The sequence below is a fragment of the Streptomyces hyaluromycini genome (assembly GCF_002217755.1).
Classification (GTDB): domain Bacteria; phylum Actinomycetota; class Actinomycetes; order Streptomycetales; family Streptomycetaceae; genus Streptomyces; species Streptomyces hyaluromycini.
Window position 1 is genome coordinate 113,585 of record NZ_BCFL01000028.1, and the last position, 16,740, is coordinate 130,324.

The following is a 16,740-nucleotide window of genomic DNA, read 5'->3' on the forward strand; positions in this document are numbered from 1 at the left end:
GACGGGTCACACTACGCTCGACCCGGACAAAGAGGTCGGGTGACCGACGCATGAAACGGGGAGGCAGTCTTGTCCACAGCAGCTGCGGAGGCACCCGCCGCCGACGGGGTCGCGGCCCGTGCGCGCGGGCTGACCAAGGCGTACGGCGCGGGCGAGACGGCGGTGCTCGCACTGGACTCGGTGGACGTGGACATCGCCCGCGGCCGCTTCACCGCGGTCATGGGCCCGTCGGGCTCCGGCAAGTCCACGTTGATGCACTGCCTGGCGGGGCTGGACACCGTGTCGGCCGGTCAGGTCTGGCTCGGCGGCACCGAGATAACCGGGCTGCGGGAGCGCGAGCTGACGCGGCTGCGCCGGGACCGGATCGGGTTCATGTTCCAGTCGTTCAACCTGATCCCGACGCTGAACGCCGCCGAGAACATCACCCTGCCCATGGACATCGCGGGCAAGAAGCCCGACGAGAAGTGGCTGAACCAGGTCATCGACACGCTCGGGCTGCGGGACCGGCTGGGGCACCGGCCGACGCAGCTCTCCGGCGGCCAGCAGCAGCGGGTGGCCTGCGCGCGGGCGCTGGTCTCCCGCCCGGAGCTGATCTTCGCCGACGAGCCGACCGGGAACCTGGACTCACGGGCCGGTCTGGAGGTGCTGGGCTTCCTGCGGGAGGCGGTCGACCAGCTGGGCCAGACGGTCGTCATGGTGACCCATGACCCGGGCGCCGCCGCCCACTCCGACCTGGTGCTCTTCCTCGCGGACGGCCGGATCGTGGACCGGATGGAGGGGCCGACCGCGGACGCGGTACTCGAACGAATGAAGCGATTCGACGTCGGACGCGGGTCCGCTGGGCCCGAGGAGGACTGACCCGGTGCTGAAGGCAACCCTGCGCAGCTTCCTCGCGCACAAGGGACGGCTGATGCTGTCCGCGCTGGCCATCGTCCTGTCCGTGGCGTTCGTCGCGGGCAGCCTGATCTTCTCCGACACCGTCACCCGCACCTTCGACCGGCTGTTCGCCTCCACCTCCGCCGACGTCACGGTGGAGCCGAAGCAGGACCTCAAGTCGTCGGTGCCGACCGGCGCCGTCCAGACCGTGCCGGCCGCGCTGGCGGGCGAGGTCGCGAAGGTCGACGGGGTCGCGGACACCCACGCGGACGTCTCCGTGCAGAACATCGTGGTGGTCGACAGCCACAACAAGTCGGTCGGTCCGACCACCGGCGCCCCGACCATCGCCACCGACTGGTACCTGACCCGTCGCAGCCCCGTGAAGCTCACCTCCGGGCACGCCCCGCAGGGCGCCGGCCAGGCCCTCCTCGACGCCGACACCGCCGACAAGAAGCACGTCCGGATCGGCGACACGCTGACCGTGCAGGCCCAGCCCGGCACCTTCAAGGTCGAGATCGTCGGGATCGCCACCTTCACCACCACCAACCCCGGCGCGGCCCTGGTCTTCCTCGACCCGGCGGTCGCCGCGAAGGAACTGCTCGGCGCCACCGGCCGGGCCACCAGCATCTCGGTGGACGCGGCGCAGGGGGTGACCGACGCCGAGCTGAAGGGCCGTATCGGCGCGGCGATCGGGACCGGGACGTACGACCTGAAGACCGCCGACGAGCAGGCCAAGTCGTCGGCCGCGGACCTCGGCGGCTTCCTCGACGTCATCAAGTACGTGATGCTGGGATTCGCCGGGATCGCCACCCTGGTGGGCGTCTTCCTCATCGTCAACACCTTCTCCATGCTGATCGCCCAGCGCACCCGGGAACTGGGGCTGCTGCGCGCCCTGGGCGCCGACCGGCGGCAGGTGCGGCGGTCCGTGCTCACCGAGGCGGTGCTGCTGGGTCTTGTCGGTTCGACGCTGGGCCTGGGCGCCGGGGTCGGGCTGGCGTTCGGGCTGATCAAACTGATGAGCGCGTTCGGGATGAACCTCAAGGCCACCGAGATGGTCATCGGCTGGGGCACGCCGGTCGCGGCGTACGTCGTGGGGGTCGGCGTCACCTTCGTCGCCGCGTATCTGCCCGCCCGGCGCGCGGCCACGGTGTCGCCGATGGCGGCGCTCGCGGACGCCGAGATCGCCGGGGTGGGCAGGCCGCTCAGGACGCGGGCGATCGTGGGCGGGGCCGTCGGGGCGATCGGGGCGGCGGCCCTCGCGGGCTGTGCCGCGGCCTCGAAGACCGCCTCCGCCGCCTCGCTGCTCGGCCTCGGGGTCGTGCTGACCCTGATCGCGACGGTCATCGCCGGACCGCTGCTGGTCCGGCCGGTGATCCGGGTCCTCGGCGGGGCGTTCCCCGCCCTCTTCGGCCCGGTCGGCCGGATGAGCCAGCGCAACGCCCTGCGCAACCCGCGCCGCACCGGTGCCACCGCCGCCGCGCTCATGGTGGGGCTCGCCCTGGTCGGCGGGATGTCGGTGGCCAGCGCCTCCATGTCCAAGTCCTTCGACCAGCAGATCGACAAGACGCTGGGCGCCGACTTCGTCGTCCAGAACAGCAACTTCCTGCCGTTCACCCGGGAGATCACCGACAAGGTGCGAGGCACCGAAGGCGTGGGTCTCGTCGTACGGCAGCGGTTCGCGCCGGTGGCGGTACGGCTCCCGGACGGCAAGCGGGTCACCACGACCGCCGCCGGGTACGACGCCCAGGTCGACGAGGTCGCCCATGTCGCCTACAAGGGCGGCGACACCGCGGCCGCGCTGGCCGCCGGCAGCCTCGGCATGGACGTCACCTTCGCGAAGGACCACAAGGTGCGCCTCGGCAGCGTGCTCCCGGTCGAGTTCCAGGGCGGGAAGCGGGCCGAGATGAAGGTGGGCGCCCTCACCGACCAGGACAGCAGCGGCGGCTTCGGCACGCAGGGCGGGCTGTTCTTCGGCATCGCCACCGTGGAGAAGTACGTCCCCGGCGGCCAGGACTCCTCGCTGTACGTCAACCGGGCCCCGGCCACCAGTGCCGACCAGTTGCGCTCGCGGCTGGAGAAGACACTGGCGCCGTACCCGCAGGTGCAGGTCCGCGACCAGGCCGACTACAAGAAGCTGGTGCACGACCAGATCGCCGTGCTGCTCTACCTCGTCTACGCGCTGCTGGGCCTGGCGATCGTGATCGCGGTGCTCGGCGTGGTCAACACCCTGGCCCTGTCGGTCGTGGAGCGCACCCGGGAGATCGGGCTGCTGCGCGCGATCGGGCTGGCCCGCCGGCAGCTGCGCCGGATGATCCGGCTGGAGTCGGTGGTGATCGCGGTGTTCGGCGCGGTGCTGGGGCTCGCGCTCGGCCTGGTGTGGGGCGTGTGCGTCCAGCAGGTCCTGGCGCTCCAGGGCATGAAGGCGCTCGCCGTTCCGTGGGGCACGATCGTCGCGGTCGTGATCGGCTCGGCGGTCGTGGGCATCGTGGCCGCGCTGCTGCCCGCGTTGCGTGCCTCGCGCATGAACGTGCTGGCGGCCATCGCACACGAGTGACTCAAGTCATCGGCTTCTGAGGAGAGTTCATGCCGCGTCCGTTCCGCTTCGGGGTCAACCTGCTCACGCCCGCGTCGGCCGGCGAGTGGCGCGCGAAGTGCCGGCGCGCCGAGGAACTCGGGTACGACGTGCTCCTCGTCCCCGACCATCTCGGCATGCCGGCGCCGTTCCCCGCACTGGTCGCGGCGGCCGGGGCCACCGAGCGGCCCCGGCTCGGCACCTTCGTGCTCAACGCGGCCTTCTGGAACCCGACGCTGCTGGCCCGCGAGGTGGCGACGACCGCCGCGCTGACCGGCGGCCGTCTCGAACTCGGGCTCGGCACCGGCTATGTGCGGGCGGAGCACGACCGGGCCGGGCTGCCGTTCGGCTCGCCGGGCGAGCGGGTGGACCATCTGCGGCGCACGGTCGAGGAGTTGTCGAAGTCCGAGGGGTGCGGGGTGCCGTTGCTGATCGGCGGCAACGGCGACCGGATGCTGCGGCTGACCGCCGAGCACGCGGACGTCGCGGCCTTCGCCGGGGCCCGCCTGACGCCGGGAAACGCGGCGGGCCGCCTGGAGCCGGTCACGGCGGAGGAACTCGACGAACGGGTGGCCCGCTACGCCCGGCTGGAGGCCGGCCGCGAGGAACCCGCCGAACGGAACCTGCTCATCCAGATCGTGGCGATCACCGACGACCCGTCATCCGCGCTCGGCCCGCTGCTGGAACGGCGGCCGGAGCTGACCCTGGAACAGGCCCTCGCCCTGCCGACCGTCCTCGTCGGCACACTGGAGGAGGTCGTGCGGCAGGTGCGGGGGCTGCGCGAGCGGTACGGGTTCTCGTATCTGACCGTGCTGGAGCCGTACATGGAGGCGTTCGCTCCGGCGATCACGGAACTGTCCGCGTAGCGGAATCGGCCGGTGGGCGTGCGCGGTCGCGCGGGGATCCATCGGGTGGTCTCTAAGTCAGGCCCGGCGCCCGCCGCCGGTCACTCGCCCCGGGCGGATGCCAGTCCACCGGCGGCGGCAGCGTGCCCTGCGCGATGATGTTCGCGTAGACGCTCTCCAGCGCCTGGCTCAGCGGCCCGACGAGCTCGCGCGGCAAGCCGTCGAAGAACAGGCGACGCACGAGTTCCACGTGTCCCAGAGCCGCGGCCTCCAGCACCTGCTGGCCGTGTCGGGTCAGACTCACCTCGGTCACGCGCCGGTCGTTCGCGGACAGGCCGCAGCTCACCAGTTCCCGCTTGGCCATCCGCCGCACGTGGTGCGAGACCCGGCTGCGCTCCCAGCCGATCTGCGCGGCCAGCACCGTGATCGGCATCGGGCCCCCGTCGGCGACGCTCAGGGCCGTCAGGACGTCGTAGTCCGGCAGGGACAGATCGCTGTCGGACTGCAGCTGGCGATTCATCTCGTAGGTCAGCCGCAGCTGAACCCGGATGTACGCCAGCCAGGCTCGTTGCTGTTCGCCGTCGAGCCACCCGCCCTCGGGCACCGGCGCGCCGCCGTTGGCATTGCGTGACATATCACCTATGCTTTCTGTCCAGCACACCGTCGAGGCGTGCCCGCTCCCACATCATCTCGCGCGGACCGCCAGGAGCAGGAGGTACCGATGCCGTACGCAGCAGTGCTCACCGGATACGGATCGCCCGAGACGCTCGTGTGGTCGGAAGTCGCCCTGCCCGCACCCGGGCCCGGCCAGATCAGGATGCGCGTACACGCGGCGGGAGTCGGCCCGACCGACCTGAAGATCCGGCGCGGCGGGCTCCGAGAGGTCTTCCCGCTGCCCGACCCCGCCGTTCTCGGCTTCGAGGCCGCCGGCACCGTCGACGCCCTCGGTCCGGGCGTGACCGGCGTGTCGCCGGGTGACGAGGTCGCCGCCCAGCTGCCCGCGCTCGGCGGGTACGGCGAATACGCCCTCGCCTCGGCCTGGACCGTCAAACCGGCGACCGTCAGCTGGGCCGACGCCGCAGCGCTGCCCGCCTCGGCCGAAGCCGCCGTCGGCGTCCTGCGTCAGCTCGGCGTCACCTCCGGCGAGACTCTGCTCGTCCTCGGAGGCGGAGGCTCGGTCGGCGTGATCGCCACCCAGCTGGCCGTGTCCCAGGGCCTCACGGTCTTCAGCGCCACCGGCCCGGGCGACGAGCAGTTCGCCAAGGATCTCGGCGCGATCCCGGTCCGCTACGGACCGGCGCTCCGTGCGCAGATGCGCGCGCACGTCGGCACGGTGGACGCCGTCTTCGACGCCGGAGGCAAGGGCGGTCTCCGCGACGCTGTCGAACTCGCCGGCGGCCCCGCGCGCGTGATCACCCTCGCGGACGAGCACGCGGCCGACTTCGGCGTCGCCCTCTCCGCCCCCACCCCGGACCGTGCCCCCGACGCGGTCGAGCAGACCATGCCGCTCCTCGCTTCCGGGCGACTCCGCCTGCGTGCCCAGCGGCTGCTGCCGATGCGGGACGCGGCGCAGGCGCACGCCCTCCTCGAAGGGGGCGCAGCGCACGAAAAGCTCATCCTCACCGCTTAGCGGCCTGTCGCAGCGTACTGTCAAGATCAACCGCAAGGGGAGCCGGATGGAGAGCCCAATCGAGGTCGTGCGCAGGTTCTGCGCGGCGTGGTCGGACAACGCCGGGGCCGCCGAACTGGCAGCATTTTTCAGCGACGACGCCGTCTACCACAACATCCCGCTGGCGCCGATCACCGGCCGGGAGGCCATCGCTGACACCATCACCTCGTTCATCCGCCCTGGCCCGCCAGGCATTGAGCACATCGAGTTCCGCGTCGTCAACATCGCAGCCGACGGACCGATCGTGATGACCGAGCGGGTGGACGTCTTCAAGCTCCCTGACAAATCGTTCGAACTGCCGGTCATGGGGACCTTCGAGGTCACTGATGGCAAGATCAACGCCTGGCGCGACTATTTCGACATGAACCAGTTCACCAGCCGGATGGGATAAGGCCGGACCTCCTCGTCCTCTGTCAGCGGGTGAACTCGCCGCTGGTCAGGACGCGCAGGGCGCGCGGCAACTCGGTGGCGTGCCGGGCGTTCATCTGTACCTGGTCCAGTCTCCGGGTCTTGGCCGCCGGCAGCCCGATGGCCTCCAGGACCCAGCGGCGCACCGTCGAGGCCTCCACGACACGGGATGTCAGCCTTCTGTGTTACCGCCGCCGGCCCGGTCAGGGACGGGGCGTGAACCTGACCGGCTGCGTCTGGATCAGTCAGCCCCGTTCCACCAGGCGCTTGAGCTTGCTACGCACGCCCTCGATGTTCTTGGCGGCGATCGGCACGCCGAGCTGTTCGCACACGTCCCGACAGGCCACCGCCCGCGGCGGCGCAGCGATCAGCGTCAGGAACCGCTGGTACTCCGCGGGACCCGACACGGCAGACGGCGCGGGTTCCCTCCGGTCGTCTCCAACTAGCTTGGAATCATTGCGTGTTGAGCCGGGCGCGTTCGTGCACCGGCTACGATCCGATCGGCTCCGCAAGTCGTCGTCACCCGCGAAACCGGAATCAGAAGTCCGGGAACCGCCGGATGCCCGAGTGGCATCGGTACAGGGGCGAGGCACACGTCGACTCGGCAGTTCCCCCCGCGGCGCGGGGCATCGCACTGGACGAGCACGCGACGAGGGGCGGGATCGTGGCGAATGCGAGAGGCCTGCACATGTGCGGTGCCCTGGTGATGTGCGGGTTACTGCTGGTCGGCTGCACAGCTGGCGAAAACGGCGGCGACACGAAGGCCGGGGCGGCTGCGGACGCGCGCACGGGCGGGGCCTCGCCGACGGCCTCGCCGACCTTCGAAACGGATCCCGCGAAGCAGCCGAGGACCGCGGCCCAGGCCCGGACGCTGATCAGGAAAGTGATCGCCGGCCCGGAGCTGTTCGGGCAGGGAGTGGTGCGGACGACCCCGTACGAGAGCGACCCGAGCCGCTGGGCACTGCTGGGCGACGGCTGCGCCTGGCAGTCGGAGAACCTGCCCGCTGGCGTACTGGCCACGCTGACCCGGCACTTCGAAGTGCCCGCCGGGGGCGGCAAGGGGCCGGTGCGGCTGTCGGCCACGATCACCGTGCACCGTACGACGCTGGACGCGGCCTGGGAGCAGGCCGGAATGGTGGAGGAGTCCTTCGGCTGCCAGAAGGAGCTTCTGCGGCCGGGTGAGCAACTCACGGAACTGAGCTCGACCGTGTACGCGCGGGGTGAGGGACACAACGACTACAGCGACGAATCGCTGGAGGAGACGGGCCTGTGCGTGAGTGACTCCCGCGGCGGCCCGTATCCGTACAAGTACGACCAGGCCGCGCTGGGCCCCGTGGTGGTCAGCACCTCCGTGTGCGGGGGCCGGGGACGCGCAGTGGACGAACTGTGGACCCTTGTCCAGAGAGCCCTGCCCAGGATGCTGCTGAACGTGAAGTACGAGATCGGGAGCCCCGCCGCGTTGGGAGCCGCCTCGCCGGAGCCGGAGACCTCGGCCGGTGCGGGCACGTCGACGCCGAAGGCGACGTCGGACCCGGAGGAGGGTGCGTGATGGAGCGTCTGCTTCCCTCCGATCCGTCCCGCCTCGGCGGCCACCGGCTGCTGGGACGGCTGGGCGCCGGCGGCATGGGCGTGGTCTACCTGGCCCGTACCGAGGCCGGGGACCTGGCCGCGGTGAAGGTGATCCAGCCGGAGTACGCCGACCAGGCGGAGTTCCGGGCCCGGTTCCGCCGGGAGGTGGTCTCCGCCCGGCGGGTGGACAGCCCGTGGGTGGTGCCGGTGGTGGGCGCCGACACCGAGGCCGGGGCACCGTGGCTGGCCACGGCGTTCGTGCCGGGTCCGTCGCTGGCCGAGGCGGTCGTGGCCTGCGGGCCGCTGCCGACGCGCGCGGTGCGGATACTGGGCAAGGTGCTGGCGCGGGCGCTGGCCGCGGTGCACGACGCCGCTCTGGTGCACCGGGACGTCAAACCCGGCAACATCCTGCTCGCCCTCGACGGGCCCCGGCTGATCGACTTCGGCATCGCGCGGCCCACGGCTGCCGAGGAGACGGAACTGACCTCGGACAGCGTGGTGGTGGGCACGCCCGGTTTCCTCTCCCCCGAGCAGGCGCGGGCCCTGGAGGTCGGCCCGGCGAGCGATGTGTTCTCCTTCGGCTGCGTGCTGGCGTACGCGGCCACCGGCCGGCCTCCGTTCGGCACCGGCACGGCGGACGCGTTGCTTTACCGGACCGTCCATGACACGCCGGACCTGGACGGCATCGACGACGCCGAACTGCGCACGCTGCTTCAGCGCTGCCTGGACAAGGAGCCCGCGGCCCGGCCCACGGCGGCCGAGGCGGACACGGAACTGGTGGAGGACGCCCCGGCCGACTCCATCGACTGGCTGCCGGACGCGGTGGTCACCATGGTCGCGGACCGGTCCGCCGAGATGCTGGCCCTGCCCGGCGTCGAACCGACCGAGGTCTCCGCGGGCGACGGGCCGGACACCGGTGCCGGGGCGCCGGGGCGCCGCCGGGTCCTGGCACTGGCCGCAGGCGGCGCGGCCCTGCTCGCGGCGGGCGGCGGCGCTGCCCTCTGGGCGGCGCTGCGCGGCGACGACAAGCAGGATGCGGCGGCGCGGTCCACCGGCCGGCGCTGGGTCCTGGGCGTCCACGCGGACCTGAGCGGACCGCAGAAGGAGGCCGGGACGGCACAGGAGCGCGCCGCCCGGCTGGCCGTGGAGCAGTTCAATTCCCGCGAGGACAAGCCGTTCACCCTCGCTCTCCGGGTGGCGGATGACCGGGGTGAGGCGGCCCGGGCGGAGCAGGTGGCCAGGCAGCTGACCGGCGAGGACGATGTGCTCGCCGTCCTCGGCCCCACCGGCTACGCCTCGGCCGAGGCCGCCCTGGAGGTCTACGAGGGAGCCGGGCTCCCGGTGCTGACCGTGTCCGAACTCTCCCTCACCGCCGCGGAGTCGGCCCTGCTGGCTGAACCGAAGGCGTATTTCCGGACCGCGCCCATGGCCGCCTTCGCCGTCTACAACGCCGTCTTCACCCTGGCCGCCCTGGGTTCCCGCCGCCCGGGCCTGCTGATCGACCGCGCGGGGCGGATCACCGGCCTGGAGTCCGCGCAGATCGTCCGCGACACCTCCCGCGCCCACGGAACCGGCCTGTACGCCAGGGTCGTGCCCGCCGCCGCGCCGGACGCGTCCGTGGTGGTCGCCGACATGCTCGCCCACGACATCGACGGCTTCTTCTGCACCGGCACCCCCGAGCGCGCCGCCAAGGTCGCCCGCGCCCTGGCCGACCGGGGCTTCACGGGGCCACGTTTCCTGGACGCGCCCACGGCCACCGCGGCCTTCATCACCGCGGCGGGGGACGCGGCCGACGGCTGGCAGACCCTGACCCCGTACAGCAGCCCGGACGCCACACCCGTACGTGCCTTCGCCACCGCCTACCGCAAGCGCTACGGCAGCGCACCGGGTGTCTGGGCGCCGGAGGCCTACGACACCGCCCGCCTCGTCGCCGACCGGCTCACCGCCCTGGCCCGGGAGGGCGTCGGACGCCCCAGCCGCGCCCAGGTCACCAAGGCCCTCGCCAAGGCCCGGTTCAAAGGGCTGACCACGACGTACGCGTTCAACAAGAACAAGGAGCTCACCACGCAGCACACGTACCACTACCGGGTCGACGGCGGCCGGTTCGCCTACGTCGGCACGCTGCCCGCGTCCTGACGGCGGCGGGAGCAGGCGATGCGTGCGCTGCGGGCCGAGGACCCCGAGACACTCGGCGGGCACCGGCTGCTCGCCCGGCTCGGAGCCGGCGGCATGGGCACGGTCTATCTGGCCCGCGCCGCCGACGGGGCACTCGTCGCCGTGAAGATGATCCGCGCCGAGTACGCCGCGGATCCCGCCTTCCGGGCCCGCTTCCGCCGCGAGGTACGGCTCGCCACCGGGCTCGACGGCCGCTGGGTGGTGCCGGTGACGGCCGCCGACACCGAGGCGCGCGAGCCATGGCTCGCCACCGCCTTCGTGCCCGGCCCGTCACTGGCCGAGACGGTCGACGGACACGGCCCGCTGCCCGCGCACACCGTCGTCGTACTCGGCGCGCGTCTGGCGCACGCACTGGCCGAGGTGCACGCGGCGGGCCTGGTCCACCGCGACGTCAAACCCGGCAACATCCTGCTCGCCCACGACGGGCCCCGGCTGATCGACTTCGGCATCGCCCAAGGCACCGGCACCACCGCGCTGACCGCCCCCGACGTGATCATCGGCACCCCCGGCTACCTCTCCCCCGAACAGGCCCGGCCCCATGAGGGCGAGGTGGGCCCGCCCGGCGACGTCTTCTCCCTCGGCTGCGTGCTGGCGTACGCGGCCACGGGCCGACGGCCGTTCGGCACCGGCGACGCGGCCGCGGTCCTGTACCGCACCGTCCACGAGAACCCCGACCTCACCGGCCTGGACCGTCTCCTGCCGCCACCGGTGCACGAGGCGATCACCGGTTGCCTCGCCAAAGACCCCCGGCACCGGCCCACGGCCGCCGAACTCCGTGACGCGTTCGAGGCGGTGACCGTCCGGGCACCGGACGCCGGCCGGGCGCCGGGCGGAGCGGAGGGGCACGGCACGAGCCGGGGTGCCGGACCCCACGGGCAGGGCGACTGGCTGCCTCCCGAGGTGCTGCGGCTGGTGGCCGACCGTTCCTCCCGCGCCCTCAACCCGCCGCCGCGCCCGCCGGCCGCCCCGGACCCGTCTCCCCCGGAGCCGGTCCAGAGGCTGCCCCGGCGCCGCATTATCGCGATCGGCGGCTTGGCGGTCGCCGCCTCGGGCACCGGCGCCGCCGTACTGCTGAGCCGACGGAACACCGCGGCGCCGGCCGGCACGCCCCGCACCGTGCCGACGCACACCATCGGCTTCCAGGCCGACCTGACAGGGCTTCAGAAGGACTCCGGAACAGCGCAGGAACGCGGGGCCGCCCTCGCCGTCACCACCCACAACGCACGCGCCGACGCCTCCTTCCGCCTCGCCCTGGCCAGGTACGACGACCGAGGCGAGACCGCGCGGGCGAAGGACGCGGCCCGCAGCCTGCTCGCCCGGTCCGCCCTCCGTGCGGTCGTCGGCCCCACCACGACCGCCGCCGCACGCGCCGCGGGTACGCTCTACGCGGCCGCGTCGACACCATTCGTGCTCGTGTCGGTCGACGCCGACGAGGCCGGGCTGTCCGGGGACTCCCTACGGCGCACACTGTGCGAGACCAGGACATCGGGTTCCGAGCGCGCCCTGCCGGTCATCCTCTACCTGACCCGGGTGCACGCCACGCGCCGCACCGCCGTCATCGAGGACCAGGCCGCGGGACAGACGGCCTGGGACACCAGCCAGTACATCCGCGAGGCACCGCCCGGCGAGGGCACGGTCACCGTCCATCCCGTGGCAGCCGGCACCGACGACTTCCGCCCGGCCGTCGCCAAGGCCCTGGCCACCGACCCGCAGGCCGTCATCCACGCCGGTGTCTCCCCGAGCCGGGCCGCAGCCTGCGCCCGCGCCCTGGCCGCGGCCGGATTCACCGGTCCCCGCATGGGATTCGAGCCCGTCATGCGTCCGGCCTTCCTCGCCGCGGCGGGCGATGCGGCCGAGGGCTGGATATGCGAAGCCCCGTACACCGAACCGCAGTCGGCCGGCACCAAGGCGTCCAAGGCGTTCACCGCCGCGTACCGCAAACGCTACGGCCAGGCACCCGGAACCTGGGCCGCCGAGGCCTACGACGCCGTCGGCCTGATCGCCCGCGTCCTCGACGCACTCGGGGGCGGCGCGGGAATCGAGCCCGGCCAGGTCGCCGAACGCCTCTTCCGCACTGCCTACGACGGCGTGGCCAAGCCGATCCGCTTCACGCAGGACGCCACGCACACGCTGAACGCGGAGAAGGCGAGCTTCCTCTACCAGGCCAGGGACGGGAATTTCCGGTTCCTGGGGCGATACGACCAGGCACGATGAGCAGCAGCGACGGGAAGACCACCGCCACGGACCGGCGCGGATTCCCCGCAGCGGCTGGGCCCGTACGTCAGCACGGCCGGACACCCCCCTTGCGTTGGACCGGCGCAGGGTCCGCCGGATACACACCGCGTCCGGCATCCGCCGGAGTGGGCGATGCACAAGGGTCCGGCAGACGGGCGCGCAGCTCGCCCCCCCCCTCGGCTCCCGGGCCGGGAAAACCCGCTCGCCAGAGCTGCAAGCACACTGCTTGGCTCACCCCATGAGTGAACTTCGCATCCGCTGCGCCGCCCTCTCAGACGTCGACATCGTGCTGCGGTTCTGGCGCGACGCCGCCGAAGGAACGAGCATCAGCGACGACCGCGGCGGGGTGGACCGCCTCCTCGCCACGGACCCCGCGGCCCTGCTCCTCGCCGAACTGGACGGTGAACTCGTCGGCACGGTGATAGCGGGCTTCGACGGCTGGCGCTGCCATCTGTACCGGCTGGCCGTGCATCCCGAGCGACGCCGCCGGGGCATCGGGTCGGCCCTGCTGACAGCCGCGGAGGAGCGCTTCGTACGGCTCGGCGGGCGGCGCGGGGACGCGATGGTGCTGGTGCGCAACGAGACCGCGCACCATGCCTGGCGGGGAGCGGGGTACCAGCCCCAGGAGCAGTGGCGGCGGTGGGTGAAGCCGCTGACGGACGGCGATCACTGAGGTAACTTTGCCGATCCTTTACCATTGAGGGAGCCGTCGATCCTCGAAAGGTGCGTGAGCGTCTCCCCATGGGCGAGCCTCCCAGTCCTGCCCCCCGCCGACACCGCGCGGTCCCGTCCGCCCTGTCCGATCATGGGACGGAGGTGACCCGATGACCGAAGTGCTCCTCCTGCTGGTGGCGATCCTGCTGTCGCTCGCCTGCGGTGCCTTCGTCGCGGCCGAGTTCTCGCTGACCACGGTCGAGCGCGGCGAGCTGGAGCGCGCCGTGGAGCGCGGCGAGCGCGGGGCGGCGGGGGCCCTCAAGGCCGTACGGAGCCTGACGTTCCAGCTCTCGGGGGCGCAGCTCGGCATCACGGTCACCAATCTGGTGGTCGGCATGCTCGCCGAGCCCTCGATCGCCAAGCTGCTGGCCGGCCCGCTGGAGGCGGTGGGCGTCGGCGCGTCGGCGGCGAGCTCGCTCGCGCTGGTGATCGGCACCGCGCTGTCCACGGTGTTCCTGATGGTCGTCGGCGAGCTGGTGCCCAAGAACTGGGCGATCTCCGCGCCGCTGGCCGTGGCCAAGCGGGTGGGCAACGCCCAACGCTGGTTCAGCGCGGCCTTCCGTCCGTTCATCACACATCTCAACAACACCGCGAACCGGCTGGTACGACGGCTGGGCATCGAGCCCGCCGAGGAGCTGGCCTCCGCGCGCGGGCCCCAGGAGCTGGCCGCCCTGGCCCGGCACTCGGCCAAGCAGGGCGCGCTGGAGGCGGACACCGCCGAGCTGTTCGTGCGCACGCTCAACCTCGCCGATCTCACGGCCGAGAACGTGATGACCCCGCGCGTCCAGGTCGTCGCCCTGGAGGTCCGGGCGACCTGCGAGGACGTGGCGAACGCGACCCGGGCGACCGGCCTGTCCCGCTTCCCGGTCTACGAGGACAGCCTGGACTCAGTCGTCGGCACCGCCCACATCAAGGACATCCTGACCATGCCCGCCGAGGAGCGGTCCCGGGTCCGGGTCGCCCAGGTGATGCGCGAACCCCTGCTGGTCCCCGAGTCCCTCACCGTCGACCGCCTCCTGGACCGCCTCGGCGGCCGGCGCACCATGGCCGTCGTGATCGACGAGTACGGCGGTACGGCCGGGGTCGCCACCCTGGAGGACATCGTCGAGGAGGTCGTCGGCGAGGTCCGCGACGAGCACGACCCGCACGAGACGCCCGACCTGGCCCCCGCCGGCGCCGACGCGACGGGCCGCTCGCTCTACTCGGCCGACGGCGCGGCCCGCATGGACCAGCTCGCGCGCGTGGGCCTGCGGGCGCCCGAGGGGCCCTACGAGACGCTGGCCGGGCTGGTCGCGGCCGAGCTGGGCCGGATACCCGAGGCCGGGGACGGCGTCGAGGTCGCCGGCTGGCGGCTGGACGTGGTGGACGCGTCGGGGCGCCGGGCGGCCCGGGTGCTGCTGCACGCGCCGCTCGCCGACGAGACGGAGCAGGAGGGGCAGCGGTGACCGTCGTACAACTGCTGATCGGTCTTGCGACGCTGGTCGTGAACGCGTTCTTCGTCGGCGCCGAGTTCGCGCTGATCTCCGTGCGCCGCTCCCAGATCGAGCCGCACGCCGAGGCGGGCGACCGGCGGGCCAAGAACGTGCTGTGGGGGCTGGAGCACGTGTCCGCGCTCCTGGCCGCTGCCCAGCTCGGCATCACGCTGTGCACGCTGGTGCTGGGTGTGGTCGCGGAGCCCGCGATCGCGCACCTCCTGGAGCCGGTGTTCCACGCGCTCGGCGTGCCCGCCGGCGTCGGCCATGCCGTGTCCTTCGTGATCGCGCTGGCCCTCGCGACCTATCTGCACATGCTGCTGGGCGAGATGGTGCCGAAGAACGTGGCACTGGCCGAGCCGGTGCGCAGCGCGCTGCTCCTCGGCCCTCCCCTGGTCGCGCTGTCCCGGGCGCTGCGCCCGGTGATCTTCACGATCAACGCCTTCGCGAACGGCCTGCTCAGGCTGCTCCGGGTGGAGACCAGGGACGAGGTCTCGGCGACCTTCACGGACACCGAACTCGCCGAGATCGTCAGGGACGCCAGTGAGGCGGGCCTGATCGACGACCGGGCGCAGGAGCGGCTGCGCGACGCCCTGGAGCTGGGCCGCCGGCCGGTGCGGGACGTGGTGGTGCCGCTGGAACGCGTCGTCTACGCGCGCGTGGGCGTCACCCCGGAGGAGCTGGAGCGGCTGTCGGCGGAGTCGGGGTTCTCCCGCTTCCCGGTGGTGGACGAGGGACGGCGGATCGTCGGCTATCTGCACGTCAAGGACGCGCTGGACGCCTCGCCCCGGGACGAGGCGTTCCGGCTGCGGGACATGCGGCCGATCGCCCGGGTACGGGAGAGCACACCGCTGGACGACGTGCTCACCGCGATGCGCGGCAGCCGCACCCACCTGGCGGGCCTACTCGGCGACGACGGGCGGCTGGCGGGGCTGGTGACGATGGAGGACGTGCTGCGGGAGCTGTTCGGGCAGCACGCGTAGGCCGCACCGGCGGAGGTGCCGTCGCCGGGGGGAGTGACCGACTGGCGGGTATGCGCCCCGGGATACCATCTCTGTCGCCATGCAGAAGAACCCGGTGCTTCCCGCACACTCCAGCCTGGTCGCGATAGGCGACTCCTTCACCGAGGGCATGTCGGACCTCCAGCCCGACGGCTCCTACCGCGGCTGGGCGGACGTCCTCGCCACCCGGATGGCCGCCCGCACCCCCGGCTTCCGCTACGCGAACCTCGCGGTGCGCGGCAAGCTGATCGGGCAGATCGTCGAGGAGCAGGTGGACGTGGCGGTCGCGATGCGGCCCGACGTGATCACCCTGGTCGGCGGCCTCAACGACACGCTGCGCCCCAAGTGCGACATGGGGCGGGTCCGGGACCTGCTCACCGAGGCGGTGGAGCGGCTGACGCCGGCCTGCGAACAGCTGGTGCTGATGCGCAGCCCCGGCCGCCACGGCCCGGTCCTGGAGCGGTTCCGGCCCCGGATGGAGGAGCTGTTCGCCGTCGTCGACGAGCTGGCCCAGCGGCACGGCGCCCTCGTCGTCGACCTGTACGGCGCGCCTTCGCTGGCCGACCCCCGGCTGTGGGACGTGGACCGGCTGCACCTGACAGCCGAGGGGCACCGAAGGGTCGCCGAGGCGGTCTGGCAGACCCTCGGCTACGAGCCCGAGGACCCCGAGTGGCGCACGCCGATCCCGGCCACGGCGCCGCCCGGCTGGGTCGCGCGCCGGGTCGCGGACGCCCGCTTCACCAGGGAGTACCTCCTGCCGTGGATAGGCCGCCGCCTCACCGGCCGCTCCTCCGGGGACGGCCGCGCGCCCAAGCGGCCGGAGCTGCTGCCGTACGAGGCGTAGGGCGCTCCGGTGCCCACCCGGGTGATCAATGTCAGGGGCCGGATCCACGAGTTCGGCCCCCGGCTGGAACACGCCCCCGCGGACGTCGTCTACGTGGGCCGCCGCTGGACGATGGGCGGCTGGGACCTGCCCCGCCACCCGCTGTACAACCCCTTCGCCTACGACACCCCGAAGAAGAAGCGGGACGGCACCCGGGCCGAGGTGATGGCGATGTACCGGTCCTATCTGCTGGAGCGGCCCGAGCTGCTGGAGCTGGTGGCGGAGCTGCGCGGGAAGACCCTGGCCTGCTGGTGTGCACCGGAGCCGTGCCACGCGGACGTGCTGGCGGAACTGGCCGGCGTTCCGGAGCGGTGACGCGGC

The 16,740-nt window shown here is 72.7% G+C and carries 16 protein-coding genes; 13 read left to right on the forward strand and 3 right to left on the reverse strand.

All coding sequences use genetic code 11. The annotated features are described in order from the left end of the window. Window positions 1-69: 69 nt before the first annotated feature. Genes SSP29_RS37965 through SSP29_RS37975 form a run of 3 tightly spaced genes read left to right on the forward strand, consistent with a single transcriptional unit; the run spans window position 70 to window position 4,314 of the window. Entirely contained in the window at window positions 70-858 is a 789-nt protein-coding gene (locus SSP29_RS37965; protein ID WP_089105466.1) for an ABC transporter ATP-binding protein, read from the forward strand. A gap of 4 nt (window positions 859-862) precedes the next feature. After that, window positions 863-3,430: an ABC transporter permease gene (locus tag SSP29_RS37970; RefSeq protein ID WP_089105467.1), complete on the forward strand. Its 2,568-nt coding sequence runs from the start codon at window positions 863-865 to the stop codon at window positions 3,428-3,430. 29 nt (window positions 3,431-3,459) lie between these two features. Then, window positions 3,460-4,314, forward strand: a complete 855-nt coding sequence (locus tag SSP29_RS37975) for a TIGR03621 family F420-dependent LLM class oxidoreductase (RefSeq protein ID WP_089105468.1) — start codon at window positions 3,460-3,462, stop codon at window positions 4,312-4,314. Window positions 4,315-4,366: 52 nt separating this feature from the next. Here SSP29_RS37975 and SSP29_RS37980 read toward each other — a convergent pair whose 3' ends face one another. Next, window positions 4,367-4,927, reverse strand: coding sequence for a MarR family winged helix-turn-helix transcriptional regulator (locus SSP29_RS37980; RefSeq protein ID WP_089105469.1), 561 nt, complete (start codon window positions 4,925-4,927; stop codon window positions 4,367-4,369). Between the two features lie 87 nt (window positions 4,928-5,014). Here SSP29_RS37980 and SSP29_RS37985 point away from each other — a divergent pair, with 87 nt between their 5' ends. Both SSP29_RS37985 and SSP29_RS37990 read left to right on the forward strand, forming a co-directional pair. Further along, window positions 5,015-5,923: an alcohol dehydrogenase catalytic domain-containing protein gene (locus tag SSP29_RS37985; protein ID WP_089105470.1), complete on the forward strand. Its 909-nt coding sequence runs from the start codon at window positions 5,015-5,017 to the stop codon at window positions 5,921-5,923. 46 nt (window positions 5,924-5,969) lie between these two features. Continuing rightward, complete coding sequence (locus SSP29_RS37990) at window positions 5,970-6,353, forward strand: limonene-1,2-epoxide hydrolase family protein (protein ID WP_089105471.1); 384 nt, start codon at window positions 5,970-5,972, stop codon at window positions 6,351-6,353. Between the two features lie 22 nt (window positions 6,354-6,375). Here the strand turns inward: SSP29_RS37990 and SSP29_RS58800 are convergent, their stop codons facing one another. Together SSP29_RS58800 and SSP29_RS58805 are read right to left on the reverse strand one after the other, a co-directional pair. Then, window positions 6,376-6,531, reverse strand: coding sequence for a hypothetical protein (locus tag SSP29_RS58800; protein ID WP_167450093.1), 156 nt, complete (start codon window positions 6,529-6,531; stop codon window positions 6,376-6,378). Window positions 6,532-6,615: 84 nt separating this feature from the next. Continuing rightward, window positions 6,616-6,777: a hypothetical protein gene (locus tag SSP29_RS58805; protein WP_167450094.1), complete on the reverse strand. Its 162-nt coding sequence runs from the start codon at window positions 6,775-6,777 to the stop codon at window positions 6,616-6,618. A 257-nt stretch (window positions 6,778-7,034) separates the two neighbouring features. Between SSP29_RS58805 and SSP29_RS37995 the strand changes: the two genes are divergently transcribed. The 8 genes from SSP29_RS37995 to SSP29_RS38030 all read left to right on the forward strand — a co-directional run bounded on the left by SSP29_RS37995 (window position 7,035) and on the right by SSP29_RS38030 (window position 16,734). Further along, entirely contained in the window at window positions 7,035-7,919 is an 885-nt protein-coding gene (locus SSP29_RS37995; protein WP_145969000.1) for a hypothetical protein, read from the forward strand. Then, complete coding sequence (locus tag SSP29_RS38000; RefSeq protein WP_089105473.1) at window positions 7,919-10,075, forward strand: bifunctional serine/threonine-protein kinase/ABC transporter substrate-binding protein; 2,157 nt, start codon at window positions 7,919-7,921, stop codon at window positions 10,073-10,075. The genes SSP29_RS37995 and SSP29_RS38000 overlap by 1 nt, the downstream gene beginning before the upstream one ends. A gap of 18 nt (window positions 10,076-10,093) precedes the next feature. Further along, entirely contained in the window at window positions 10,094-12,328 is a 2,235-nt protein-coding gene (locus SSP29_RS38005; RefSeq protein ID WP_089105474.1) for a bifunctional serine/threonine-protein kinase/ABC transporter substrate-binding protein, read from the forward strand. A gap of 259 nt (window positions 12,329-12,587) precedes the next feature. Next, on the forward strand, window positions 12,588-13,022 hold the full coding sequence (locus SSP29_RS38010; protein ID WP_089105475.1) for a GNAT family N-acetyltransferase: 435 nt from the start codon (window positions 12,588-12,590) through the stop codon (window positions 13,020-13,022). A gap of 151 nt (window positions 13,023-13,173) precedes the next feature. Continuing rightward, window positions 13,174-14,508, forward strand: coding sequence for a hemolysin family protein (locus SSP29_RS38015; protein WP_089105476.1), 1,335 nt, complete (start codon window positions 13,174-13,176; stop codon window positions 14,506-14,508). Beyond that, the gene (locus SSP29_RS38020; protein ID WP_089105477.1) at window positions 14,505-15,518 is read left to right on the forward strand and encodes a hemolysin family protein; all 1,014 of its coding nucleotides are present in this window, start codon (window positions 14,505-14,507) and stop codon (window positions 15,516-15,518) included. Before SSP29_RS38015 ends, SSP29_RS38020 begins: the two co-directional genes overlap by 4 nt. 79 nt (window positions 15,519-15,597) lie before the next feature. Next, window positions 15,598-16,380, forward strand: coding sequence for an SGNH/GDSL hydrolase family protein (locus SSP29_RS38025; RefSeq protein ID WP_089105478.1), 783 nt, complete (start codon window positions 15,598-15,600; stop codon window positions 16,378-16,380). 9 nt (window positions 16,381-16,389) lie between these two features. Continuing rightward, window positions 16,390-16,734, forward strand: coding sequence for a DUF4326 domain-containing protein (locus SSP29_RS38030; RefSeq protein ID WP_089105479.1), 345 nt, complete (start codon window positions 16,390-16,392; stop codon window positions 16,732-16,734). The last annotated feature ends 6 nt before the right edge of the window (window positions 16,735-16,740 follow it).

Excerpts from the sequence above, each read along its gene's own strand:
- SSP29_RS38010 (WP_089105475.1), top strand. The coding sequence starts at position 12,588 with ATGAGTGAACTTCGCATCCGCTGCGCCGCCCTCTCAGACGTCGACATC.
- SSP29_RS38015 (WP_089105476.1), top strand. The coding sequence starts at position 13,174 with ATGACCGAAGTGCTCCTCCTGCTGGTGGCGATCCTGCTGTCGCTCGCC.
- SSP29_RS38000 (WP_089105473.1), top strand. The coding sequence starts at position 7,919 with ATGGAGCGTCTGCTTCCCTCCGATCCGTCCCGCCTCGGCGGCCACCGG.
- SSP29_RS37975 (WP_089105468.1), top strand. The coding sequence starts at position 3,460 with ATGCCGCGTCCGTTCCGCTTCGGGGTCAACCTGCTCACGCCCGCGTCG.
- SSP29_RS38025 (WP_089105478.1), top strand. The coding sequence starts at position 15,598 with ATGCAGAAGAACCCGGTGCTTCCCGCACACTCCAGCCTGGTCGCGATA.
- SSP29_RS37980 (WP_089105469.1), bottom strand. The coding sequence starts at position 4,927 with ATGTCACGCAATGCCAACGGCGGCGCGCCGGTGCCCGAGGGCGGGTGG.
- SSP29_RS38005 (WP_089105474.1), top strand. The coding sequence starts at position 10,094 with ATGCGTGCGCTGCGGGCCGAGGACCCCGAGACACTCGGCGGGCACCGG.
- SSP29_RS37990 (WP_089105471.1), top strand. The coding sequence starts at position 5,970 with ATGGAGAGCCCAATCGAGGTCGTGCGCAGGTTCTGCGCGGCGTGGTCG.
- SSP29_RS37985 (WP_089105470.1), top strand. The coding sequence starts at position 5,015 with ATGCCGTACGCAGCAGTGCTCACCGGATACGGATCGCCCGAGACGCTC.